A 25,609-nucleotide genomic window follows, 5' to 3' on the forward strand; every position below is an offset into this window, starting at 1 on the left:
TCTCGTGTCCCGGGCGCGGTGCAGCGCGCAGCGATGCGCCGCAGAACCGGGACACATGCTGCTGTCAGACCTGCGCCCCGGCTCAGCAGCGCATCACGACGTGCTGCGCTGCGTCCGGGGCACGAGAGATCACCCCAACAGCTCCTCGCAGCCTAAATCGTCCACTGCCGCAAACACCCGCTCCAGATTGTTCCACCAGATCACCGGCGGGATGTCGATGCTCCACTGCCAGACTGGCCTCGTGATCTGCCAGAGCACTGCCCAGCGGTAGTCGCGATCGAGCGCGCCGCGCGTATAGCCGGTGATGCCGCTTTCGATCAACGTATCGTGGTAGACATTGAGCAGCGGGCGTTCGAGTGCCTGCCGGCGTTCCGGATACCAATGCATGGCCATCATATAGGCGAGGTCGTGAGTCGGAACGTTGATACTCCAAAGATCGAAATCGAAGATCCGCACGCTGTCGGCGACGCCTGGGCGCGGCAGCAGGAAATTCCAGATATGAGCGTCGCCATGGGTGATGCTGAGATGACGGCGCGAATGGTAGCGCTGGGATAGCGGTTCCGACTGATCGATGAGACGGCGGTAGAGAATGCGCCGTTCTTCGCTGAGGCGATCACCGAGCAGATCGGCGAAACGATCGTAGTGGCCGGCAAAGGTCTCCATACGCTGCGCGCTGTCCTCGGCACTCGCCAGCGTGCCGACGGTGTCGCCAAGATCGGGATGGTCCCACCACGCCGCATGCCAACGTGCGAGCGTCGTGACGATCGCGACCGCCTGACCGCGCGACGGCGGCAGCGGCCATTGGGTCGCGGTCGCATGGCTGTCGGTGAGATCTTCGAGCAGAAGATGCCAGGCAAGGCTCTGCTCGTCGAAATGTCCGTCGAAGCATCGTGGCACGAGTCCCGGCGGCATTCTCGATGCGAGCTGCATGTAGTAGTCCAGCTCGCGCCTGCCGCCATTGGCGAGGCGCTCGGCGAAGGCTGAATTGGGCATCTTGAGGATCAGCGACTGCGGGGCGCCGGCGGATTCGCCGACATAACGCAGGCCGAGACGGATGATATGCGACACGACGGTGTCGCGCTGATGCAGCACCTTCACTTCGCGCACCGCGCCGGCGTCCAGCACGCCGCCCCGGCGCAGCGCGGCCGTCAGTCGGGCGGGCTCAACGACCGCCGGCAATTGTGGAGGTGTCATGAACCACGATGCCCCTGTCCCGCGCCATACTGCACGATCACACTCCCGGGCACCAGCGGCCGAGCTGATGCCAGGCTCAAGCCGCCGCCGTCGAGTCGCGCACGGTTCGCACCACGACCGACCGCAGCTGTTCGAGATTGGCCGCCATCCCGGCGATCGCCTGCCTGACGTCCGCGGCGCGCTGGTCGACGGAGGCGGCGTCGCGGCTGACATCGCCGATCTTGGCCGAGACCTCCTTCGCCGCGGAGGCGGATTCGGAGATCGACCGCGTGATCTCCCGCGTCGCAGCGTCCTGCTCTTCCATCGCGGCGGCGACCGAGGTCGCCACGCCATCGATCTCGACGATGTGGCCCCCCATGGCCTCGACGGCTTCGACCGCGGCCTGCGTCGAACTCTGGATTTCCGCAATCAGCCGCCCGATCTCATCGGTGGATTTGGCGGTCTGGTCGGACAGGGATTTCACTTCGGCGGCGACCACGGCGAAGCCGCGGCCGGCTTCGCCGGCGCGCGCCGCCTCGATCGTCGCGTTGAGCGCGAGGAGGTTGGTCTGGCCCGCGATGCCGCCGATGAGGTCGGAGACCTCGGCGATCTTCTTCACCGATCCGGCCAGCGTCTGAATGGTCGAGCGCGCCTGCTCGCGGCCGGCGACCGCCGACTTGGTGACCGTGCTGGTGCGTGCGACCTGGCTTGCGATCTCGCGGATCGAGGCGCTCAATTCTTCGGCTGCGGCCGAGACGGCCTGCGAGCTGCCGAGGGCCTGCGTGGAGGCCGCCGCGACCGCCTGAGACTGCGCAGAGAGCGACTTCGCGATCTCCGACAGGCCGGAGGCGGCCCGCTCGATGCCTGCCGTCGCCGCGGTCGCGGTATCGACCGAGCGGCCGGTCTCGCGCTCGACAGTTTCGGCCATCTGGTGCAGGGCGGAGCGTTTGGCAAGCGCCGCCTCCTGCTCCTGCCGCAACTGTTCCTCACGCAGCCGGGAATTCTCGACCGCCGCCTGCTTGAACACCACAAGCGCACCCGCCATCGAGCCGACCTCGTCCTGGCGGTGCGCGAACGGAATGTCGGCGGCGAGATCGCCGGTCGCGAGCTTCTGCATCGCATCCGTCATGCGCACGATCGGACGCACCACGCCGAGGGCAACACCGAGCAGACCGGCGGCAATGAAGGCCAGAACGGCGGCGGAGACGCCGAGGAGGATATAAAGCATGGAGCTGTCGCGGTCCGCGGCCAGCTTCTCCATCGCGGCATTCCGCTTGTTGGCGTTCTCGACGATGCTGTCGATGACGGCGCGATGCGCGGTATAGGCGTCCTTGAGCTGCGCATAGGCGCGCTCGGACCCAGCTGCATCCTTGGCCTTGAGGGCCGGCAGGAGCTGGTCGGACGCCTTCCAGAATTTCTGCACCTCCGCATCGGACTTCGACACCAGCGCAGTCTTGAGGTCGGCCGAGAGGCTGGAGGAGACCCAGAACGCCTTGCGCTCGTCATAATCCTTGCGGAGCTGGACCAGGCGCTCGCCATGGGCGGCCAGCTGGTCCGGCTCGCGCATGGCCAGCGTCGCCTCGAGATAGGCCTCGATGACGTATTCGGGCGGCGGCAGGATGTCGGCGATGAGGTCGTTGCCGAGCTTGATGTCGGAATAGAGCGGGCCGCCGACCTTGAGCTCGCGCAGCGCATAGAGGCTGGTGGAAACGACCGCAGTAAAGCCAATGGCAAGAACGATCCCGAAGGCGACGATCGCGGAGGACAATGACAGGCGAATCTTCATGAAATAATCCAGGGCGCGCGCTGAAATCGCGAGGAGCCTAGATCAATGTGGTAAATGCGGGATTGCCCTGCGGGGAAGTCTCGAAAGAAACGCTCCGAAAAATTACGGAAAATAGCGTCGGTCAATCGGATTTGGGTCAGTGGAACTGACGCACAGGAGCCTGGAGAGAATCAGGCCGGATGCAAGGCAACGCCGACTGCGATTGCGCTGGATGAGAAACGTGGTGCCGACGACCTAGCGTCGTCGGCACATATTCGCTCAGACCTCGAAGAACACCGTCTCGTCGTCACCCTGGAGCCGCAGGTCGAGCCGATAGACCGGCTTGCCGGCCTCGCGCACCGCGGTCAGCGTGGCGCGGCGGTCAGCCGGCACCAGCGCGAGCACCGGATCGGCCGCATTGCCGGCCTCGTCGCTGAAATAGATGCGGGTGTAGAGATGCCGCAGCATGCCGCGACCGAACACTGCAAGCAGGATGTGCGGCGCCTGCGGCTTGCCGTCGGGATCCGGCACCGCGCCCGGCTTGATGGTGTCGAAGGCGTAGTTGCCGTCCTTGTCGGTGCCGCAGCGGGCAAAGCCGCGGAAGCTCGCATTCGGCAGCGCACGCTTGTCCTGCGGGTCGGCAAAGCGTCCCTGCGCATCCGGCTGCCAGATCTCCAGCATGCAATCCGGCACGGCAACGCCGTCGCCATCGAACACGCGACCCTCGATGCGGATGCGATCGCCCGACACGTCGGGGGTCAGCGTCGAGTTGGTGAACGCGTCGTTCCAGGCGTATTCGCCGTTCGGTGTCAGGCCGTATTTGAAGAACGGACCGACCGTCTGCGATGGGGTGATCCCGTTGGATTTCACAGACTCTTGCACTTAATGGTTCTCCATGGGGGTGGCGTTCTTGCCCCGCAGCACGATGTCGAAGCGGTAGCACAGCGCCCATTCGGGCTTTGTGTTCTCGAGATCGAACGACGAGACCATCCGCGCGCGAGCCTTCTCGTCCGGCACCGAGTTGAAGATCGGGTCGAACGGGAACAAGGGATCGTTCGGGAAGTACATCTGCGTCACGAGGCGCGTGACGAAGGAATAGCCGAACACCGAAAGGTGGATATGCGCGGGGCGCCAGGCGTTGTGGTGATTGCCCCAGGGATAGGCGCCGGGCTTGATGGTGACGAAGCGATAATAGCCGGAAGCATCGCTCACGGTGCGGCCCGCACCGGTGAAATTCGGATCGAGCGGCGCCGGGTGCTGATCACGGACGTGAACATAGCGGCCGCAGGAATTGGCCTGCCAGATCTCGATCAATGAGTTCGGCACGCCGCGGCCGTCCTCGTCCCGCACATGGCCATGCACGATGATGCGCTCGCCGAGCGGCTCGCCGCTGTGCTGGCGGGTGAGGTCGTTGTCGCCCTCGCGCACGGTCTCGTGGCCGTAGACCGGGCCGGTCAGCTCCGACAAGGTGTGGCGCATCGGAATCAGGGGCTTGTTCGGCGCGCGCTTGATCGAGCTCTTGTAGTCGGGCGACAGCGGCAGCGGATGCGCCTTGTTGCTGTCCGTGGGATAGATGAATGTCATGGCGAACTCCTCCCCAGCCGTTGTGGTCCGGCCGGTCAACGCTTCGCCAATCATTATATGATATAACTAATCTGGGGAAGCGGGTTTCGGAGCCTCCCAAAGCTGTCATTCCGGGGCAGCCCGCAGGGCTGAACCCGGAATCTCGAGATCCCGGGTTCGGTGCAAGTGCACCGCCCCGGGATGACGGGACGCTGCGCGTCTCGTCAGTTCAGTTTCTCGATCGCAACCGCGACGCCCTGCCCGACACCGACGCACATGGTGGCGAGCGCAAGCTTGCCGCCGCGCTTTTCCATGCCGTGCACGGCGGTGAGCGCGAGGCGGGCGCCACTCATGCCGAGCGGATGGCCGAGCGCGATCGCGCCGCCATGCGGATTGACGAAATCGGCATCGTCCTTGACCCCGAGCTGGCGCAGGCAGGCGATGCCCTGCGAGGCGAAGGCTTCGTTCAGCTCGATCAAGTCGAAATCGCTGATCTTCTTGCCGAGCCGCTCCATCAGCTTGCGGGTGGCCGGCACGGGACCAATGCCCATGATGCGCGGCGGCACGCCGGCCGAAGCGAGCCCGAGGATGCGCGCCCGCGGCGTCAGGCCGTGCTTCTTCACCGCAGCTTCCGAGGCCAGGATCATGGCGGCGGCACCGTCATTGACGCCGGAGGCATTGCCGGCCGTCACCGTGCCGGGATTGCGCACGATCGGCCTCAGCTTGGCGAGACCTTCCAGCGTGGTCTCGGGACGCGGATGCTCGTCCTTGTCGACCGTGATGGGGCCGGCCTTGCCGCCGGGGATGGTGATCGGCGTGATTTCCTCGGCGAAATAGCCCGCCGCGATCGCCGCACCCGCGCGCTGCTGCGAGCGGATGGCGAAGGCGTCCTGGTCGGCGCGCGAAACCTGGAATTCCTCGGCGACGTTCTCGCCGGTCTCAGGCATGGCATCGACGCCGTACTGCGCCTTCAGCAGCGGATTGATGAAGCGCCAACCGATGGTGGTGTCGAAAATTTCGGCCGAACGCGAGAAGGCTTCCTGCGCCTTGCCCATCACGAAGGGTGCGCGCGTCATCGACTCGACGCCGCCTGCAATGGCGAGCTCGATCTCGCCGGCGCGAATGGCGCGGCCCGCGGCGCCGACCGCATCAAGGCCCGAGGCGCAGAGCCGGTTCAGGGTCTGGCCGGGAACCGAATCCGGCAGGCCCGCCAGCAGCAGCGCCATGCGCGCGACGTTGCGGTTGTCCTCGCCGGCCTGGTTGGCGCAGCCGAAGAACACTTCGTCCACCTGCGCCCAGTCGAGATTGGGGTGTTTTGCCATCAGCGCCTTGATGGGAGCGGCGGCCAGATCGTCGGCGCGCACCTTGGCGAGCGAGCCGCCGAAACGGCCGATCGGGGTCCGCACGGCATCGCAGATAAAGACGTCACGCATCGTTGTTCTCCCTGAATGCCGCGGTCCGGCCAAATTCTTCAATGTCGGCGGAGTTTTAGGAGGGCGCTCGCGGCAGGTCAATTGACTGATGCGCGCGTGTTCCGAGGGGTCCGCACGCCGCAAGCGCATGCCACCGTGCGGACAACGTGGAAAACCTCGCCTCTCCGGCCAAAGCGATAGGAGCAGGTGCCGAAATTTTGTAGGTTGCGCCGCCCATGACGATGCAACAGCCGATACCTGTCCCGCCCCCCGAGAACACGCCCGCGCTGCAGGCCGAAGCCGCCGCGCGCGTCACGCCGATGATGGAACAGTACCTTGAGATCAAGGCGGCGCATCAGGGCTTGCTGCTGTTCTACCGGATGGGCGACTTTTACGAGCTGTTCTTCGAAGACGCGGAGATCGCCTCGAAAACACTCGGCATCGTCCTGACCAAGCGCGGCAAGCACCAGGGCATGGATATCCCGATGTGCGGCGTGCCGGTCGAGCGCTCCGAGGATTATCTGCATCGCCTCATCAGCGCCGGCCACAGGGTCGCGGTCTGCGAGCAGACCGAGGATCCCGCTGCGGCCAAGGCGCGCGGCAACAAGAGCGTGGTGCGCCGCGGCGTGGTGCGGCTAGTGACGCCGGGCACGCTGACCGAGGATACGCTGCTCGACGCGCGCGCCAACAATTACCTGCTGGCGATTGCGCGGGCGCGGTCCTCCGCCGGCGGCGACCGCTTCGGCCTCGCCTGGATCGACATCTCGACCGCCGAATTCATGGTGACCGAATGCTCCAGCGGCGAGCTGGCCGCGACGCTGGCGCGCATCAACCCGAACGAGGCGATCGTCGCCGACGCGCTCTACAACGACGGCGAGCTCGGACAGACCCTGCGCGAGCTGCCGGCCGTGACGCCGCTGACCCGCGACGTCTTCGACGGTGCGACCGCCGAGAAGCGGCTGTGCGACTACTTCGCCGTCGCGACCATGGACGGGCTCTCCCAGCTCACGCGCCTGGAGGCCACCGCCGCGGCCGCCGCCGTCACCTATGTCGACCGTACCCAGGTCGGCAGGCATCCGCCGCTGTCGCCGCCCGCGCGCGAAGCCTCGGGCGCGACCATGGCGATCGATCCGGCCACCCGCGCCAATCTCGAGCTGACGCGGACGCTGGCCGGCGAGCGTCGCGGCTCGCTGCTTGACGCCATCGACTGCACGGTGACCTCCGCCGGCTCGCGCCTGCTCGCGCAGCGGCTGGCGGCGCCGCTGACCGATGCCCCGGCGATCGCCCGCCGGCTCGACGCGGTCAGCGCCTTCGTTGCCGACTCAGCCGCACGCGAGGACATCCGCAGCATATTGCGCGGCGCGCCCGACATGTCGCGCGCATTGGCCCGGCTCTCGGTCGGCCGCGGCGGACCGCGCGACCTCGCCGGCATCCGCGACGGCATCATCGCCGCCGACCAGGTGCTGACGCGGCTCTCCGAACTGGACGAGCCGGCGCAGGAGATCACGGCCGTGATGGCGGCGCTGCAACGGCCGTCGCGCGAGCTCGCATCCGAATTCGCCCGTGCGCTCGACGAGCAGCTGCCCCTGATCAAGCGCGACGGCGGCTTCGTTCGTCCCGGCTTTGAGCCCGCCCTCGACGAAGCACGGAACCTGCGCGACGCCTCACGCCTCGTGGTGGCCTCGATGCAGGCGCGCTACGCCGACGACACCGGCGTCAAGGCTCTGAAGATCCGGCACAACAACGTGCTCGGCTATTTCGTCGAGGTCACCGCCCAGCACGGCGACAAGCTGATGTCGCCGCCGCTGAACGCGACCTTCATCCACCGTCAGACGCTGGCCGGGCAGGTGCGCTTCACCACCTCCGAGCTCGGCGAGATCGAAGCCAAGATCGCCAATGCCGGCGACCGTGCGCTCGGGCTCGAGCTCGATATCTTCGAGCGGCTCTGTGCCAAGGCGCTCGAGATCAGCGACGATTTGCGCGCCGCGGCGCAAGGTTTTGCGCTGCTGGACGTCGCGACGTCGCTGGCCAAGCTCGCGGTCGACGAGAACTATGTGCGGCCCGAAGTCGATGGCTCGCTCAGCTTTGCGATCGAGGCCGGCCGCCATCCCGTGGTCGAGCAGGCCCTGAAGCGCAACGGCGAGCCGTTCATCGCCAATGCATGCGACCTGTCGCCCGCACCAGCGCAGAAGTCCGGTCAGCTCTGGCTGCTGACCGGCCCGAACATGGCCGGTAAATCGACCTTCCTGCGCCAGAACGCGCTGATTGCCCTCTTGGCGCAGATCGGCAGTTTCGTGCCGGCCACGCGCGCGCGGATCGGCATCGTCGACCGCCTGTTCTCCCGCGTCGGCGCCGCCGACGACCTCGCCCGCGGCCGCTCCACCTTCATGGTGGAGATGGTCGAGACCGCGGCGATCCTGAACCAGGCCGGCGAGCGCGCGCTCGTCATCCTCGACGAGATCGGCCGCGGCACCGCGACCTTCGACGGCCTTTCGATCGCCTGGGCCGCGATCGAGCATCTGCACGAGAGCAACCGCTGCCGCACGCTGTTCGCCACGCATTATCACGAGCTGACCGCGCTCTCGGCCAAGCTGCCGCGGATGTTCAATGCGACGGTGCGGGTGAAGGAATGGCAGGGCAACGTCGTGTTCCTGCACGAGGTGCTGCCGGGCTCGGCCGACCGCTCCTACGGCATCCAGGTGGCGAAACTCGCCGGCCTGCCGCCGGCGGTGATCACGCGCGCCAAATCCGTGCTCTCCAAGCTGGAGGCGCAGGACCGCGGCCAGACCGCGCGAGCCTTGGTGGACGACCTGCCGCTGTTCGCCGTCCCCTCGCGCGCTGCCGCGGAAGCCGCGCCGCCGAGCGAGGCCGAGTTGCTGATGGAGGCGGTGAAGGCGCTGCACCCCGACGAGATGTCGCCGCGCGAGGCATTGGACGCGCTCTATGCGTTGAAGGCCAAGCTGCCGAAGCAGTGATGGTGCCGTAGCCCGGATAAGCGAAGCCACATCCGGGACAACTGTCGCCGCATATCGCTTCGCTGATGCGGGCTACGATAGTTTCTGCGCCGAAAGAGAAACGCCTGGCTACGCCCGCGCCGCGATCGCCGCGGCTTCCGCGGCCGCGCGCTGCATGCTGGTCGACATCTCGTTCGTCACCGTGCTCTGCTCCTCGATCGCCGCGGCGGTGGACGTGACGTACTCGCTGACATTGTTGATCGCCTGCTTGATCGAACCGAGCGCGCTGACGACGTCGCCGGAAATGCTGTTGAGGCTGCCGATCTCCTCGCCGATCTTGTCGGTTGCCTGCTTGGCCTGGTTGGCGAGGCTCTTGACTTCGGAAGCGACCACCGCGAAGCCGCGGCCGGCTTCACCGGCGCGGGCCGACTCGATCGTGGCGTTGAGCGCGAGCAGGTTGATCTGTCCCGTGATGTTGTTGATCATCTCGACGATGCCGCTCATCGCCTGCGCAGCTTCAGTGAGGCGCTGGGCCTGCGCGTCGGCGGAGGAGACCTGGTCAACCGCGCTCATCGCGGTTTCGCGGGATTTGGTCATCGCCTCGGAGATCTCCCGCACCGAGGCGTTGAGCTCCTCCGAGCCGGCAGCGACCGATTCCATCATGCCGCGGACGCGCTCATTGCCCATGCGGACCAGCACCTGTTTCGTGGTGTCGGTGGCGTATTTCACCACCTTGAACGGCTTGCCGTTGAGATCGAGGATCGGATTGTAGGAGGCCTGGATGTAGACCTCCTTGCCGCCCTTACCGATACGCTTGTATTCGGCCGCCTGGTATTCGCCGCGATTGAGCGCGGCCCAGAACTCGCGATAGGCGGCACCGTCGCGCTCCGAGGGATCGACGAACATGCTGTGATGCTTGCCCTTGATCTCGGCCAGCGAATAGCCGAGCGTGCCGAGGAAGTTGGCGTTGGCGGTGATGATCGAGCCGTCCATGTTGAACTCGATCACCGCCTGGGCCTTGTCGATTGCCGCGATCTGGCCGGCGAGATCCGCATTCTTCAGCTTCTCCGCCGTGACATCGGTTGCGAACTTGACGACGCCGAACGGCTTGCCGTTCTCGTCGAGCAGCGGATTGTAGGACGCGAGGATCCACACCTCGCGGCCGCCCTTGCCGATGCGCTTGTATTCACCGGCCTGGTATTCGCCTCGGTTGAGCGCGGCCCAGAACTCGCGATAGGCGACGCCATCGCGGTCGGCCTGGGCGACGAACAGGCTGTGATGCTTGCCCTCGATCTCGGCCAGCGAATAGCCGAGCGCCTTGCAGAAATTCTCGTTGGCCGTGACCACGGTGCCGTCGAGTTTGAATTCGATGACGGCCTGGGCGCGGCCGATGGCGGCGATCTTGGATGCTTCGGTCATGCCGCGGATCTTCTTCGCGGTGATGTCGGTCGCGATCTTCACGACCTTGACGGGCTTGCCGGCCTCGTCGAGCACCGGATTGTAGGACCCCTCGATCCAGATTTCGCGGCCGCCCTTGGCGACCCGCTTGAATTCGGCGGCCTGAAACTCGCCGCGACCCAGCTGCGCCCAGAACGCATTGTACGCGTCACTATCACGCTGATCGGCCGGCACGAACATGGCGTGCTTCTTCCCCTTGATCTCGTCGAGGGAGTAGCCGAGCGCGTTGAGGAAGTTCTGATTGGCCGTCAGGATCGTGCCATCCATCGCGAACTCGATCATGGCTTGTGAACGATCAATGGCCGCGAGCATTGCGTCGGTATCACCGCGGGACTTGCGACCAAACATCTGGAAATCTCCATCTCGAAATGGCGCCAACGGGGATATGCCCGTCGGGATCAAGTAACTAATCGTGCGGCAGTGCTGCCGTATTCCAAAACCGGCGCCCCGCAGATCCGATGACTTGCGTGCAGGTCCGTCGATATTCGTGCGGACAGTAACGGAAGCGAGTGCGCAGCCTGATTCCGTACGGGAAAAGCTCGAAGAAAGTTCTAATTTTACTGACGGGAATTCGACGGCGGCGGATGAGCGCATCCAAGCGAGGGACGCCGGAGCTCAGACCTGAAGAGTACAGCGGGACTTGAAATGATGCTTCTCATTCAACGGCTTGGGGAGGACGCCTCGTCACTTATGAGTTAGCGTGAGTTGAGCGTGCCGCATCGGCTTTCGCGACGTCGTGTCGCGCATATCCGTAGTCTCACGGAATCGGCCGCGCCTTGCGTACCGCGCGCCTGCCAATTCCCCACAGCGTCAGGTTCCACACCACGCAGGTCCCGAGCGCGAGGCACAAGCCGACCGCGGAGCCGAACCACACGACTGCAACGTGCAGAACTGCGATCGCCATGCCAAATCCGAGCAGGCCCCAGGCGGAGTTGGCAAGCACGGCGGCGGTCGGCGGTCCACCAATCCGCGGATGCAGGATCACCATGATGCTGGAGAACACCACGGGATAGAGCGCGATGATGCCGCTGATGCGAGGGCCGACCCAGCTCGACGTCGAGACCACGATGGCGACGAGGGTCGCAACCAGCGCAGCCCGCATCGGAATGTCATACCAGCGGCGCGTCACCAGCGGCATTTTCACGTGGCGATAGCCTGCCAGGAGCGGGATGCAGATGCCGAACGCGATCAGGTTGGCAGCAAGCCCCGCGGCGAGCGACCAGTCGAACTGGCGGATGATCGATGCAAGCACGATCCAGACCGCGACTGCGCTTCCACAACTCACCAGAAGACCATGTCGCTGCGCCAGCACCACATAGGTGAGCGCGAGGACGATCGTCGCAGCATTCACCGGCAGGCTCGCCAGCGCACCCTGCGCGATGAAGGCGGCGTCATGATCGATCGCGAGGAAGACGTAGGAGGGACCGGCCGACACCGGCAGGGTCGCAACCAGCGCGCCGATCACAGGCCCTGCGCGTTCGGTGATGATCGACGCCGACACCACGAACGCCGCCGCGATCGCCATGCGCAGGAGGAGGAAGAGGATGAAATGGGGGTCGAGGGACATTTTTGGCTTCTTACCCTCCCCTGGAGGGGGAGGGTCGGCTCATATGGAGCGTAGCGAAATATGAGACGGGGTGGGGTGACGGTCTCTCGACGTAAGCAGTGCCCGCGTGGAGAGATCACCCCACCCCGCTCGCGCAGAGCGCGATCGACCCTGCCCCTCCAGGGGAGGGTCAGAAGAATCACATCCGCTGCATCGACACCGACACTTTCGGGCCGTTCTTGATGGTCTGATAGACCACGCAATAACGCTCGGTGAGCTTGAGCAGCAGGTCGAGCTTGTCCTGCGGCGCGTCGGTGTCGACTTCGAAGCGCAGGCGAATCTCGGCGAAGCCGACCGGGGTCTCCTTGTCGATGCCGAGCGTGCCGCGGAAGTCGAGATCGCCTTCGGCGTAGACGTTGCCGGTCTTGAGCGGCACCTCGATCGCAGTCGCGACCGACTTCAGCGTGACGCCGGCACAGGCGACCAGCGCTTCCAGAAGCATGTCGCCGGAGCAGAGCTCGAGGCCGGAGCCGCCGGTGCCCGGATGCAGACCGGCCATCGCGATGGCGCGGCTGGTCTCGACCTTGCAGGCGATGCCTTCGCCATCCGTGGAGCCCTTGGCCTTCAGCGTGATCAGCGCGGCCTTGGGATCGGTCTTGTAGCGCTCCTTGATCGGGGCCTGCATCTGGCGCAGTTGGACAGCGTCCATCTTGTTCTCTCCCGGCATGTCGTTTCTCACGAGCGGTATAGAAGGCGGCCGGCTTCGTGTCAGCTCATGATTGATGGGATCTGCCATGAGCGACCGGAATCGAGCCAAAAAACAAACGTATTTTCATGATGTTACGCTTGAATTCACGAGCAGCGCCACAGACTGTCCGATCTGCATGACCGAGCTCGTCGGTCGCTGGCTTGCGAATGTCTCGTGACAGCGCCTGTCACCTCTTATATCCGGAGAGACATGGACAGCATCGCGACTGAGCAGAAGGCCGGGGTGGACGATCGTTTCGACACCGCGCGGATCACCGCCGCGGTCGATGCGCTTGCCGAACAGTATCAGGGACGCGAGGACGCGTTCCGCACGGCTATGGCGCAATTGCTCAAGGCGGAACTTATCGCAGCGCGCGACGCCGCGCAGGCGATCCTGCTGAAGGACCGCCACGGCCGGCGCTGCGCCGAGCGGCTCTGCCACGTGCAGGACGAGATCATCCGCATCCTGTATTCGGCGGCGACCCGCCATCTCTACCGGTCGCCGATCCCGAGCGGCGCCGAGCGCATGGCAGTCGTGGCGACCGGGGGCTATGGCCGCGGCCTGATGGCGCCGGAATCGGACATCGATCTGCTCTTCATCCTGCCCTACAAGCAGACCGCCTGGGGCGAGCAGGTCGCCGAAGCGATCCTCTATTGCCTCTGGGACATGGGGCTGAAGGTCGGTCACGCCACGCGCTCGGTCGACGAATCGATCCGGCAGGCGCGCGGCGACATGACGATCCGCACCGCGATCCTCGAGACGCGCTTCCTCACCGGCGACAAGCCGCTCTATGAGGAACTGGTCGAGCGCTTCGACAAGGAAGTCGTGCAGGGCACCGCGTCTGAATTCGTCACCGCGAAGCTCGCCGAGCGCGAGGAGCGGCACCGCCGCGGCGGCCAGTCGCGCTATCTGGTCGAGCCCAACGTCAAGGACGGCAAGGGGGCCTTGCGCGACCTGCACACGCTGTTCTGGATCGCCAAATACGTCTACCGCGTCCGCGATACGAACGAGCTGGTCGTGCGCGGCGTGTTCGATGCGCAGGAGTATCGCTCCTTCCGCCGCTGCGCCGATTTCCTCTGGTCGGTCCGCTGCAATCTGCATTTCCATTGCAACCGCGCCGAAGAGCGCCTCTCCTTCGACCTCCAGCGCGAGATCGCGGTGCGGCTCGGCTACACCTCGCATCCCGGCATGCAGGACGTCGAGCGCTTCATGAAGCACTACTTCCTGGTCGCCAAGGAGGTCGGCAACCTCACCGCCATCCTCTGCGCCAAGCTCGAGGACCAGCAGGCCAAGCCCGCCCCGGTGCTGAGCCGGATGATGGCGCGCTTGCGACCGACCGCGGCGAAGCGGCGCGTCCCTGACAGCGACGACTTCATCGTCGACAACAACCGCATCAACGTCGCCGCGCCCGACGTCTTCAAGCACGATCCGGTCAACCTGATCCGCATCTTCCGACTCGCGCAGAAGAACAACCTCGCCTTCCACCCGGATGCGATGCGCGACGTGACGCGGTCGCTGGGCCTGATCAACGCGCAACTCCGCGAGAACCCCGAGGCCAACCGGCTGTTCATGGAGATCCTGACCTCCGAAAACGCGGAGATCGTGCTGCGGCGGATGAACGAGACCGGCGTGCTCGGCCACTTCATCCGCGCTTTCGGCAAGATCGTCTCGATGATGCAGTTCAACATGTATCATCACTACACGGTCGACGAGCACCTGATCCGCTGCATCGGCTTCCTCCAGGACATCGAGCGCGGCGGCATCGAGGAGTTCACCCTCGCCAGCGATCTCATGCGCAAGAGCCGGCCCGAGCACCGCGCGGTGATCTACATCGCGACATTGCTGCACGACGTCGCCAAGGGTCGGCCCGAAGATCACTCGATCGCCGGGGCGAAGGTGGCCCGGCGGCTCTGCCCGCGGCTCGGCTTCAGCCCTGCCGACACGGAGCTCGTGGCGTGGCTGATCGAGGAGCATCTGACGATGTCCACGGTCGCGCAGTCGCGCGACCTCTCGGATCGCAAGACCATCGAGAATTTCGCCGCCGTGGTGCAGTCGGTCGAGCAGATGAAGCTCTTGACCATCCTGACCACGGCCGACATCCGCGGCGTCGGCCCGGGCGTGTGGAACGGCTGGAAGGCGCAGCTCTTGCGCTCTCTATATTATGAGACGGAACCGGTGCTCACAGGCGGGTTCTCGGAGGTCGACCGGGGAAAACGTCTTGCGGCCGCGCACGCCGAATTCCGCATGGCCTTCGCCGAATGGCCGAAGGACGAGCTCGACGCCTATATCGCCCGGCACTATCCCGCCTACTGGCTCAAGGTCGAGCTGCCGCGCAAGATCCGCCACGCCCGCTTCGTCCGCTCCAGCGAGCAGGCCGGCCACAAGCTGGCGATCAATGTCGGCTTCGACGAGGTGCGCGGCGTCACCGAGCTGACGATCTTTGCCGCCGACCATCCCTGGCTGCTGTCGATCATCGCGGGCGCCTGTGCCTCGGCCGGCGCCAACATCGTCGATGCCCAGATTTACACCACGACCGACGGCCGCGCGCTCGACACGATCTCAATCTCCCGTGAATACGACCGCGACGAGGACGAGGGTCGGCGCGCCACGCGCATCGGCGAGATGATCGAAGACGTGCTGGAGGGCAAGCTGCGCCTGCCCGAAGCCGTGGCGCGGCGCACCGTACGCAGCAAGGCGAAGCCGTTCGTGATCGAGCCGGAAGTGACCATCAACAACCAGTGGTCCGACCGTTACACCGTGATCGAGGTCTCGGGCCTCGACCGGCCCGGCCTGCTCTACGAGCTGACCACGTCCATCTCCAAGCTCAATCTCAACATCGCCTCGGCTCATGTCGCGACCTTCGGCGAGCGCGCGCGCGACGTGTTCTACGTCACCGACCTCCTGGGCGCGCAGATCAACGCCCCGACGCGGCAGGCCGCGATCAAGAGCGCGCTGACCCATGTCATGGCCGGCGACAAGGCGGTGCAGCCGGCGGCGTGAGGGCCGCGCGCGTGTCTCTCCACCCGTCATTCCGGGCTCGCGCTTCGCGCGCCCCGGAATGACGATGGGGAGAGACCTAAATCTCCACCCCCTCATGCCGCAGCAGCCAGCGCTTGCGCTCCAGGCCGCCGCCGTACTTCACCAGCGAGCCATCCGCGCCGATCAGTCGGTGACAGGGCAGCACGACGCTGATTGGATTGGAGCCGTTGGCATGGCCGACCGCACGAATGGCTTTGGGCATGCCGATCCTTGCGGCGAGCGCGCCGTAGCTCAGCGTGGTACCCGCCGGGATTTGTGCAAGCGCGGTCCAGACCTTCTGCTGGAACGGTGTGCCGGCGATGCGCCACACGATGGCCGAGAGCTGACCGAGCTCGCCTTCGAAATAGCCGGACAACGCCGTCCGCATATCCGCGGGCGCAGGCTGATTTCTCAGATCCACGGCACCGTAATGCAGGCGCAACAGTTCGCGCATGCGGTGCTCGTAATCCTCCCAGTCGAGCGCGCGTAGCGCGCCGTCGACATCGGTCACGAGCAGCGCGATCCCGATCGGCGTCGTCAGGCGATCGAGGCCGAAGCGTACGGACGGGTTGGTTGATCGAGCGGGCATCGCGGCACCAGGCAATCGAAACACACCCGTCGCACTTGCCATGCCGGCCGTGCTAACGTCCACCCGAAAGCTGACGCTTTTGGGGGAGCTCACCTTGATCCTGATCGCCAATGTGCTGGTGGCGCTGGTCGCGGCACTGCACGTTTTCTTCCTGATCCTGGAGATGTTTCTCTGGGACAGGCCGCTGGGCCTGAAAGTGTTTCGGAATTCGCCGGAGAAGGCCGAGATCACGAAAGTGCTGGCCGCCAATCAGGGCCTGTATAACGGCTTCCTCGCTGCCGGCCTGGTCTGGGGCCTCGTGCACGGCAACCCCGCCTTCGCGCTCCAGATCAAGACGTTCTTTCTGTTGTGTGTGATCGTAGCCGGCGTCTATGGCGCCGCGACCGTCAGCACCCGCATCCTGATGGTGCAGGCGCTGCCGGCGGCGGTCGCGCTGGTTGCGTTGTTCCTGGCCTGACACGCCTGACCTAAGACTCTCCAGCCTGAGGCGCTACGGCGCAGCGCCGCGATCCTTGCGCCGCGGCGAACCTTCCTCCACAATCTTCGGCAGCGATGGCGGCCGTTGCAATCAACGGAGAAAGACCGTCGGCCGAAAATTCCGTCAGGAGGAACAACCCAAGATGAATAATCGCAGAGCCTTCATAACTGCCACGGCGGCTTTCGCCTTCGCGGTCTCGGCCAGCCAGGCCCTCGCCCAGAAGAAATACGACATCGGCGCAAGCGACACCGAGATCAAGATCGGCCAGACCGTGCCGTTCTCCGGCGCCTATTCCGTCTACGCCAATATCGGCAAGACCCAGGCCGCCTATTTTAAGATGATCAACGATCAGGGCGGCATCAACGGCCGCAAGATCAACCTGATCCAGTATGACGACGCCTATTCGCCACCGAAGACCGTCGAGCAGGTGCGCAAGCTCGTTGAAGGCGACGAAGTGCTGTTCACCTTCCAGCTGATCGGCACCGCCGCGAACGCGGCCGTGCAGAAGTACCTCAACGGCAAGAAGGTCCCGCAACTCCTCGCCTCGACCGGCGCCGCGCGCTTCAACGATCCGCAGAACTATCCCTGGACCATCGCCTACAATCCCAATTACGTGTCCGAGGGGCGGATCTACGCCAAGTACATTCTCAAGGAGCATCCCAACGCCAAGATCGGCGTGCTCTACCAGAACGACGACATGGGCCGCGACTATCTCGCGGGCCTCAAGAGCGGCCTCGGCGACAAGGCCGCCAGCATGATCGTCGGCGAGGTCTCCTACGAAGTCACCGACCCGACCGTCGATTCCCAGGTGGTCAAGCTGAAGTCGATGGGGGTCGATCTGTTCTTTGATGCCTCGACGCCGAAATTCGCGGCGCAGGCGATCAAGAAGCTTGCCGATCTCGGCTGGACCCCGGTGCACATCCTCGACATCAATGCGAGCCCGGTGTCGGCAACGCTGAAGCCGGCCGGCCTCGACATCTCCAAGGGCATCATCTCGACCAATTACGGCAAGGACCCCGGCGATCCCCAGTGGAAGGACGATCCGGGCGTGAAGGCCTTCTTCGCCTTCATGGACAAGTATTTCCCGGAGGGCGACAAGCTCAACACCATCAACACCTATGCCTATTCGGTGGCCGAGCTGCTGGTGCAGGTGCTGAAGCAATGCGGCGACGACGTCACGCGCGAGAACGTGATGAAACAGGTCGCCAACATCAAGGGCTACACGCCGAGCCTGGCGCTGCCCGGCATCAAGATCACCACCGGGCCGAACGACTATCGCGTCAACAAACAGATGCAGATGATGAAGTTCAACGGCGAACGCTGGGAGCTGTTCGGACCGATCATCGAGGACACCGGCCCGTCGGGTTAGGCGAAGCCAGGACGCGTCTGCCTCAACGACGTCGTGGCCGGGTCAAGCCCGGCCATGACGATGGAGAGAAATTCGCCGCGTGACATTCAGACGGGTATCTCGCCAAAATTCTTCCCCACCGGCAGCACGGCATGCCGGATCAGCCGCGAATCCTCCACCGCGGCCTGGCGGTGCTTCACCGCCTCGCGATAGACGGGATCGCGGACCATCTCGACGAAGGCAGCGACGCTGGGATATTCGGCGATGAAGCAATGGTCCCAGCGCTCCTCCTGCGGGCCGATCAGCATCAGCTCGAATTTGCCCTGCCAGACGATGCGGCCGCCGAGGCGTTCGAACACCGGGCCGCTCTCGCGGCCATAGGCCGCATAGGCCTCCGCGCCGCTCGCCTTGCGGCCATCGGGATAGGCCGCCTCTTTCCGCAAGCGCACCAGATTGAGCATGTGGATCGGGCCCGGGCGGTAGTTCTCCCGGAATTGCGCGAAGATCTGCTTGGTCGGATCGATGTGGCCCATGCGAGTTCCCTCATTGTTTATGCGGTCAATCCTAGCCCCGGCACCAAGCGAGCGGAACTGCGGCGGGCGAATGCCCCACCTCCTAATCACGTGTTAACGTCAGGGGTAACCGGGCCTTAAACAGCGACCGCTAGCGTGCGGCGGGGCGGGCTGACCGGGCGTATTGCGTATGGCGTGGGGAAAGAAAAAGGGTACGCGAAAGGAGCCGCTGTTCGGCTTGCCCGCGGCGCTCGCCGACCTGCGCCTGACCGCTGCGGACCGCGTTCCCGGCGGCGACGACAAGCCGAAGAAATCTGCGAAGACATCCGCCAAGCGCAAGAGCGGCGATGCCGGCGACGAGCCGCCCCGCGAACGGAAGGCACCTGCCAGCCGCAGCGGTGCCAAGCGCCGCTCGAAGTCGCGCGGCGGCTTCAGTCTCGGCCGCCTCGTCTATTGGGGCGCGGTGCTGAGCCTGTGGGGCGGCATCGCCGTGATCGCCGTCGTGGTCTATGTCGGCGCCCATCTGCCTCCGATTCAATCGCTGGAGATCCCCAAGCGGCCACCGACGATCCAGATCGTCGGCATGGACGGCAGCATGCTGGCGCAGCGCGGCGAGATGGCCGGCGCCAACGTGTCGCTGAAGGACCTCCCGCCATACTTGCCGAAGGCGTTCATCGCCATCGAGGACCGCCGCTTCTATTCGCATTTCGGCATCGATCCCGTCGGCATCCTGCGCGCCCTCGTCACCAACGTGCTCCATCGCGGCGTGTCGCAGGGCGGCTCGACCCTGACGCAGCAGCTCGCGAAAAACCTGTTCCTGACCCAGGAGCGCACCATGCAGCGCAAGCTGCAGGAGGCGGAGCTCGCGATCTGGCTGGAGCGCAAGCACTCCAAGGACGAAATCCTGGAGCTCTATCTCAATCGCGTCTATTTCGGCTCCGGCGCCTACGGAGTCGAAGCCGCCGCGCAGAAATATTTCGGCAAGTCGGCGAAGAACGTCACCCTTGCGGAAGCCGCGATGCTGGCCGGCCTCGTCAAGTCGCCGTCCCGCCTTGCGCCGAACCGCAATCCGGAAGGCGCCGAAGCGCGCGCGCAAATCGTGCTCGGGGCGATGGCGGATGCAAAATTCATCACCGACGCGCAGGCCAAGGCCTCGATCGGCCATCCCTCCTACAACGTGAAGCCGGCCGGCGCCGGCACGGTCAATTACGTCGCGGACTGGATCGGCGAGGTGCTGGACGACCTGGTCGGCCAGATCGACGAGAGCATCAAGGTCGAAACCACGATCGATCCGAAGCTGCAGAGCGTGGCGGAAGCCGCGATCATCGACGAGCTCGCGGCCAAGAGCGTGAAGTTCAATGTCAGCCAGGGCGCGCTGGTGGCGATGACGCCCGACGGGGCCGTGCGCGCCATGGTCGGCGGGCGGAATTATTCGGACAGCCAGTACAACCGGGCGGTGACCGCCAAGCGGCAGCCGGGCTCCTCGTTCAAGCCGTTCGTCTACCTCACCGCGCTCGAGCAGGGGCTGACGCCCGATACGATGCGCCAGGACGCGCCCATCGAGGTGAAGGGCTGGAGACCCGAGAACTACACCCACGAATATTTCGGCGCGGTGACGCTGACGCAGGCGCTGGCGATGTCGCTCAACACGGTCGCGATCCGCCTTGGCCTCGAGGTCGGGCCGAAGAACGTGGTACGCACCGCGCACCGGCTCGGCATCTCCTCCAAGCTCGAACCCAACGCCTCGATCGCGCTCGGCACGTCGGAGGTCTCCGTGGTCGAGCTGGTCGGCGCCTATGCGCCCTTCGCCAATGGCGGCTTCGCGGTGGCGCCGCACGTCGTGACGCGGATCAGGACGCTCGGCGGCAAGCTGCTCTACATGCGCCAGCCTGAAGAGCGCAACCAGGTCATCGAGCCCCGCTATGTCGGCATGATGAACGCGATGATGCGGGAGACGCTGATATCGGGCACCGCCAAGAAGGCCGAGATTCCCGGCTGGTCGGCCGCCGGCAAGACCGGGACCAGCCAGGATTATCGCGACGCCTGGTTCATCGGCTACACCGCCAACCTCGTCACCGGCGTCTGGCTCGGCAACGACGACAACTCGCCGACCAAGAAGGCAACCGGCGGCGGCCTGCCGGTGGAAGTCTGGACACGCTTCATGAAGGCGGCGCACGAGGGCGTGCCGGTCGCGAACTTGCCGAACGCGCAAGCCACCTGGGGTCTCTCCAACCTCGCGCACGCGGCCTCGCAGGTGTCGCCGCCCACGCCGGCAGCACCGGCACCGGCGAACGCTGGCGGCTATCGCCCGCCGCCTCCCACGCGCGCCAATGTGCGCCCCGAAGCGGCGGCAGGACTCGATGGCTGGCTGATGGACCGGCTGTTCGGCGGGAATCGATAGGCTTTGCCTGAGGTTTCGATGACCTCGAAACAAGAACTGCGAAAACAACCCCATGCACAGTAGCCGAGGATAACGAAATCAACGGCTTGCTCGGGCAGCGCAGAGCCTGAAGCGCGCGCTTCACCACTTCGGCAATTCCTGCCCAGCGCGGCAAGATCGACCGCGACCCACGCATGGCTGATGGGAAAAACACCAATCTCTTCAAGCACCCGTCTTCGGCCCGGGATTTGCTCTCATAGGTCGAGCAGGGACCTGGGAGCGTTCGATGATTTCAAATGTATCCGGTGCGGCGTTGCCTCATCTGCGGCCCGCATCAACTCCCGCGTCGAATGCGGCATCGGGTCTCCAACCGGTGGTACCGGACGCGACTGACGCTGCGACCAGCGGCTTCCGGATTGACGTCTCGCAAGTCAAGCCGCTGTCAGGTGCCAAGGTGATATCGGCGGCGGACAATCCCCACCTGCGCGACCTCCTGGCAACGAACTGGCTGATGACTCACGACGCGAGTGCGACGCAACCGCTCGCCGCAGACAACGCACCGGAGAACACCTACGCTCAGGTCAAGGTTGACGGCAAGGTGGTGGCCACGTTGTACAATGGCGGGTCCTCGGTGATGACCAACCAGGCCGCGGCGAAGGTCGGCAAGCTCGAGGATCCTCCCGGCTTGAGCGGGCCGGACCTGGCGCAATGGCGGGCCGACAGATACGCCGAGCTGCTTGGCGGCACCATCGAGAAGGCCTCCACGGCCATCACGCAATCGCAATGGACGCCGCGCGAGAGCAGGCCCACGACATATAGTCGCGAGCAACTCGACGCGGCGTTCCAGGCGATGGTGGCGGAGGGTCAGACGGCTGGCGCGCAGCAGCAATCAGCCTATCTGGCCTCACGCGCGCAGGCGGGAACGAGTGCGGATTTCAGTGCATGAGGGTGGTTTGAAGCCGCCCCGCTCTCTGCTGCCACTTACCGCGAAGGCGGGGCATCTAGTACAGCACCGCGCCCCGGCTCAACAACAACCGTCTCTGGAATACTGGGTCGCCCGGTCAAGCCGGGCGGCGACAGCGAGCATTTGGCTCGTAGTGCCGCCTAATCCTCGACCCCATACCGGTGCAGATCGTTGCCGTAGGTGTCGAGCCACTTCTTGGCGCGCTCCATCGAGGGACACACCTTGCCGCACACGCGCCAGAATCGCGCCGAGTGGTTCATCTCGACGAGATGAGCGACTTCGTGGGCGGCGAGATAGTCGAGCACGAAGGGCGGTGCGAGGATCAGGCGCCAGGAGAACGACAGCGAGCCGGCCGAGGTGCATGATCCCCAGCGGCTGGACTGATCGCGGATCGAGAGCCGCTTGACCTTGACGCCGAGTTCGGCGGCGTAGGCTTCCGCCGAGCGCTGCAGGTCGCGGCGGGCCTCGCGCTTGAGAAAGTCGCTGACGCGGCGGTCGACATGGTCGAGGCCGCCGGCGACGCAGAGAATGCGTTCACCGGACTCGCGCATCTCGGTCCACACCGTGCCGCGCTGGCCGGTGCGGTGAACGATACGATGGGGCGTGCCGCGCAGCGGTATCACCGTGCCCGGCTGGAAGGGCGCAGCCTTCGGCAGGCGGCCGAGACGTGCGGCGATCCACGCACCGTGACGCTGTGCGAAATCCTTGGCCTCCGCGAGCGTGCCGCGCGGCGGCATGGTGAGAATGGCTTCGCGGTCGCTCGGATGAATTCTGAGCGTGTAACGCCTCGCGCGTCTGTGCCGGCGCAGCCGAATCGCAAAAAATTGCGATCCGTGGGTGATGACGAGGGTCTTCGGTTCGTGGGGCCGACGATAGAGGAGTGCGCGAGTGGCCATGTCTGTCAGTCCGGGGAGCAGGAGTTCGCCCGGATTCTGCCATAACCGCCGCCAGGGAAAGCGCTCGGCGCAAAAACAAATCATTTGCCCAATATACAGCGGTCAGACGCCCGGGAGACCCTACAGACTGGGGTTGGAACCCGTTTTTTTCGCCCCCGCTGGACGCATGCGACACCCCCAAGGGGTGAGGACGGACTCACTCTTATAAAGCTACCTAAATACCGCGAATCTGGCGGGAACTTACCCCGCCGAAAGGCTCCGACAGGGCCCGAATTTCGACGGGAAAGCCGAAATTCGCGGCCAGAGCCGTTCCGATGAAAATCGGAACGGCTCCAGATTCTTATTCTGGCGCGTTTTCTTGACTCGAACCGGCCACCACTTCGCTCGAAAACGCTCTATTCGGCCGCGAGAGCCTGCAACGAGCTCGGATTTGCAGCCGAAACCATGAAGTCGTGAATCCGCGGCACGATCTCCGACTTGAAACGCGATCCGTTGAACACGCCGTAATGTCCGACGCCCTTCTGGACGTAATGAACGCGGCGGTGATCGGGGATCGAGCTGCACAAACCGTGCGTTGCTTCTGTCTGACCGAGGCCGGAGATGTCATCGTTCTCGCCTTCGACCGTCATCAACGCGACGCGCTTGACCTTGGAGGGTTCGACGAGGGTTCCGCGATGGGTCATCTCGCCCTTCGGCAGCGAGTGCTTCACGAACACGGTGTCGACGGTCTGCAGGTAATACTCGGCCGAGAGATCCATCACCGCGAGATATTCGTCATAGAAGTCGCGATGCTTGTCGACGAGATCGCCGTCGCCTTTCACCAGATTGGCAAACAGCTGCTTGTGCGCATCCATGTGCCGATCGAGATTCATGCTGATGAAGCCGTTGAGCTGCAGGAATCCAGGATAGACGTCGCGCATCATGCCCGGATGCGGGAACGGCACCTTGGTGATGACGTGGTTGCGGAACCAGTCGATACCGCGCTCCTGGGCGAGGTTGTTCACCGCGGTCGGATTGCGGCGGGTGTCGATCGGGCCGCCCATCAGCGTCATCGAGGTCGGCACGAACGGATCGCGCCGCGCTTCCATGACCGAGACGGCTGCGACGACGGGCACGGAGGGCTGGCACACTGCCATGACATGTGTGTTGCCGCCGAGGACGTGCAGCATCTCGATGACGTAGTCGATGTAGTCGTCGAGATCGAAGCGGCCTTCGCTCAAGGGGACCATGCGGGCATCGGCCCAGTCGGTGATGTAGACCTCATGCGCCGGCAGGAAAGCCTCGACCGTGCCGCGCAGAAGCGTTGCATAGTGGCCGGACATCGGGGCCACGATCAGCACGCGCGGCTGCGGGCTGCGCAGCGGGCGGGAGAACTTGCGATCGAAATAGAGCAGCCTGCAGAACGGCTTTTCCCAGACCGAGCGGATCTCGACGGGGACGCGGATGCCGTTGACCTCGGTGTCGTCGAGACCCCATTCCGGCTTGCCGTAGCGGCGCGTGGTGCGCTCGAACAATTCGCAGGCCGCGGCAACCGACTTGCCGACCTCGGTGCGCGCCCAGGGATTGAGGGGATTCTGAAACAGCAGCTTGGTCGCGTCGGTGACCGCACGTGCCGGATTGAGAGAGGCATGAGCCATCTCGTACATCCAGTACATCGGCGTCGTCAGGACCGGACTGCCTTCTGCCGCCAGCGGCGGCGCGCCGCCGAACTCACCAATGGGCATTGCTATATTCCTCTTCGCATCGCAGCATACTGCCGAATGCGTAATATTGCGTCAATGCATGGTTCCGTACATCTACGTAGCCGAAGCGGCTAAACCAGCCTGAATCCACGGGAAAGTGACGTTATTCGCCGCCTGACAGCAGCGAGCCGTGCTTTCTGGCGCTGCGCAAAAGGGCAAGGAATGCCCCAAAAGATGCAACCAGAAGCACGCCATTGATGGCCAACGCAGCCAGCATCAGATCGGTCCTGAAGGTGTGCTCGATCAACAGGGCGCGCATTCCCTCGAACACGTAGGTCGGCGGCAACGCCCAGGCGACGTATTGCAGCCAGACCGGCAGCACGCTGACGGGATAGTAGATGCAAGCAAGCGGCATGATCGCGAACATCAGGGTCCAGACGATGCTTTCGGCGCCAAGGCCGTTTCGCAGCACCAGACCCGAGACGAAAATGCCGACCGACCAGCTCGTGAAGATCAGATTGCAGAAGAAGGCGATCAGCGGCAGGCCGAGGGCATAGACGTTGAAGTGAAACAGGAACAGCGCGATCAGCGTCATCGGGATCACGCCGATCGCGAGCCGGATCAGGCTCATGACCATCAGCGACAGCAGAAACTCGATCGGCTTGAGCGGGCTCATCATGAGGTTGCCGAGGTTGCGCGCCCACATCTCTTCCAGGAACGAGATGGAGAAGCCGAGCTGTCCCCGGAACAGGATGTCCCAGAGGATGACGGCACCGATCAGCGTGCCGCCGGCGCGCGCGAAGAAACTGGCGTTCTCGGCGATGTAGAGTTGGAGAAAGCCCCAGGTGATGACCTGCAGCGCCGGCCAGTAGAGCAATTCGAGCAGCCGCGGCCAGGACGACAGCAGGAGATACCAGTAGCGCAGGATCATCGCGCCGATGCGATGAACGGAGATGCCGCGGTGGAGGGAGAGCTCGGTCATGACAACACCGCGTGGCCCGGTTGGGGCTTCGTCATTCCGGGGCGCGCGGAGCGCGAGCCCGGAATCCATAACCACAGACGGTGGTTGTGTGGCGAGACCGGTAACCCCGAGTCTTCGCCAAATTCAATCCTGTGGTTATGG

The 25,609-nt window shown here is 64.8% G+C and carries 19 protein-coding genes; 6 read left to right on the forward strand and 13 right to left on the reverse strand.

From position 1 onward, the window contains the following. Positions 1–129 precede the first annotated feature (129 nt). The 5 genes from ACSHT2_RS19450 to pcaF form a co-directional block, all read right to left on the reverse strand. The gene (locus ACSHT2_RS19450; protein WP_440635858.1) at positions 130–1,194 is read right to left on the reverse strand and encodes a phosphotransferase; all 1,065 of its coding nucleotides are present in this window, start codon (positions 1,192–1,194) and stop codon (positions 130–132) included. 76 nt (positions 1,195–1,270) lie between these two features. Next, positions 1,271–2,959: a methyl-accepting chemotaxis protein gene (locus ACSHT2_RS19455; protein ID WP_440635859.1), complete on the reverse strand. Its 1,689-nt coding sequence runs from the start codon at positions 2,957–2,959 to the stop codon at positions 1,271–1,273. 258 nt (positions 2,960–3,217) lie between these two features. After that, a complete protein-coding gene (pcaG, locus tag ACSHT2_RS19460; protein ID WP_370143720.1) occupies positions 3,218–3,820 on the reverse strand; it encodes a protocatechuate 3,4-dioxygenase subunit alpha in 603 nt (200 codons plus the stop codon). Beyond that, positions 3,821–4,522 carry a protocatechuate 3,4-dioxygenase subunit beta gene (gene pcaH / locus ACSHT2_RS19465; RefSeq protein WP_440635861.1) on the reverse strand — a complete coding sequence of 234 codons (702 nt, stop codon included), beginning with the start codon at positions 4,520–4,522 and terminating at the stop codon, positions 3,821–3,823. Between the two features lie 203 nt (positions 4,523–4,725). Continuing rightward, the gene (pcaF, locus tag ACSHT2_RS19470) at positions 4,726–5,934 is read right to left on the reverse strand and encodes a 3-oxoadipyl-CoA thiolase (RefSeq protein WP_440635863.1); all 1,209 of its coding nucleotides are present in this window, start codon (positions 5,932–5,934) and stop codon (positions 4,726–4,728) included. 215 nt (positions 5,935–6,149) lie between these two features. On the opposite strand from pcaF, the gene mutS reads away from it, so the two are divergent. Beyond that, complete coding sequence (mutS, locus tag ACSHT2_RS19475) at positions 6,150–8,888, forward strand: DNA mismatch repair protein MutS (protein ID WP_440635865.1); 2,739 nt, start codon at positions 6,150–6,152, stop codon at positions 8,886–8,888. Positions 8,889–8,996: 108 nt separating this feature from the next. On the opposite strand, the gene ACSHT2_RS19480 is transcribed toward mutS, so the two are convergent. From ACSHT2_RS19480 to ACSHT2_RS19490, 3 genes are all read right to left on the reverse strand, one after another. Beyond that, positions 8,997–10,673 (reverse strand): methyl-accepting chemotaxis protein, encoded by a 1,677-nt coding sequence (locus ACSHT2_RS19480; protein WP_440635867.1) that lies wholly within the window; start codon positions 10,671–10,673, stop codon positions 8,997–8,999. 409 nt (positions 10,674–11,082) lie between these two features. After that, positions 11,083–11,892: a hypothetical protein gene (locus ACSHT2_RS19485; protein ID WP_440635869.1), complete on the reverse strand. Its 810-nt coding sequence runs from the start codon at positions 11,890–11,892 to the stop codon at positions 11,083–11,085. Between the two features lie 178 nt (positions 11,893–12,070). Next, complete coding sequence (locus tag ACSHT2_RS19490; RefSeq protein WP_440635871.1) at positions 12,071–12,580, reverse strand: OsmC family protein; 510 nt, start codon at positions 12,578–12,580, stop codon at positions 12,071–12,073. 249 nt (positions 12,581–12,829) lie between these two features. Between ACSHT2_RS19490 and ACSHT2_RS19495 the strand changes: the two genes are divergently transcribed. Continuing rightward, positions 12,830–15,619 carry a [protein-PII] uridylyltransferase gene (locus ACSHT2_RS19495; RefSeq protein ID WP_440635872.1) on the forward strand — a complete coding sequence of 930 codons (2,790 nt, stop codon included), beginning with the start codon at positions 12,830–12,832 and terminating at the stop codon, positions 15,617–15,619. 76 nt (positions 15,620–15,695) lie between these two features. On the opposite strand, the gene ACSHT2_RS19500 is transcribed toward ACSHT2_RS19495, so the two are convergent. Next, entirely contained in the window at positions 15,696–16,226 is a 531-nt protein-coding gene (locus tag ACSHT2_RS19500; RefSeq protein WP_440642879.1) for a methylated-DNA--[protein]-cysteine S-methyltransferase, read from the reverse strand. A gap of 40 nt (positions 16,227–16,266) precedes the next feature. On the opposite strand from ACSHT2_RS19500, the gene ACSHT2_RS19505 reads away from it, so the two are divergent. Further along, entirely contained in the window at positions 16,267–16,683 is a 417-nt protein-coding gene (locus tag ACSHT2_RS19505) for a DUF1304 domain-containing protein (protein WP_440635874.1), read from the forward strand. A 163-nt stretch (positions 16,684–16,846) separates the two neighbouring features. After that, entirely contained in the window at positions 16,847–18,073 is a 1,227-nt protein-coding gene (locus ACSHT2_RS19510) for an ABC transporter substrate-binding protein (RefSeq protein ID WP_440635876.1), read from the forward strand. Between the two features lie 86 nt (positions 18,074–18,159). Here the strand turns inward: ACSHT2_RS19510 and ACSHT2_RS19515 are convergent, their stop codons facing one another. Beyond that, positions 18,160–18,585: a DUF1330 domain-containing protein gene (locus ACSHT2_RS19515; protein ID WP_440635877.1), complete on the reverse strand. Its 426-nt coding sequence runs from the start codon at positions 18,583–18,585 to the stop codon at positions 18,160–18,162. 169 nt (positions 18,586–18,754) lie between these two features. On the opposite strand from ACSHT2_RS19515, the gene ACSHT2_RS19520 reads away from it, so the two are divergent. Continuing rightward, positions 18,755–20,965, forward strand: a complete 2,211-nt coding sequence (locus tag ACSHT2_RS19520; protein WP_440635879.1) for a transglycosylase domain-containing protein — start codon at positions 18,755–18,757, stop codon at positions 20,963–20,965. Between the two features lie 265 nt (positions 20,966–21,230). Beyond that, positions 21,231–21,890, forward strand: a complete 660-nt coding sequence (locus ACSHT2_RS19525) for a hypothetical protein (protein ID WP_440635880.1) — start codon at positions 21,231–21,233, stop codon at positions 21,888–21,890. 158 nt (positions 21,891–22,048) lie between these two features. On the opposite strand, the gene ACSHT2_RS19530 is transcribed toward ACSHT2_RS19525, so the two are convergent. From ACSHT2_RS19530 to ACSHT2_RS19540, 3 genes are all read right to left on the reverse strand, one after another. Next, positions 22,049–22,888, reverse strand: coding sequence for a M48 family metallopeptidase (locus tag ACSHT2_RS19530; RefSeq protein ID WP_440635881.1), 840 nt, complete (start codon positions 22,886–22,888; stop codon positions 22,049–22,051). Positions 22,889–23,199: 311 nt separating this feature from the next. Next, entirely contained in the window at positions 23,200–24,528 is a 1,329-nt protein-coding gene (locus ACSHT2_RS19535) for a polyhydroxyalkanoate depolymerase (RefSeq protein ID WP_440635883.1), read from the reverse strand. 121 nt (positions 24,529–24,649) lie between these two features. Beyond that, the gene (locus ACSHT2_RS19540) at positions 24,650–25,468 is read right to left on the reverse strand and encodes an ABC transporter permease (protein WP_440635884.1); all 819 of its coding nucleotides are present in this window, start codon (positions 25,466–25,468) and stop codon (positions 24,650–24,652) included. Between the last annotated feature and the right edge of the window lie 141 nt (positions 25,469–25,609).

This window comes from Bradyrhizobium sp. PUT101 (assembly GCF_052043945.1).
Classification (GTDB): domain Bacteria; phylum Pseudomonadota; class Alphaproteobacteria; order Rhizobiales; family Xanthobacteraceae; genus Bradyrhizobium.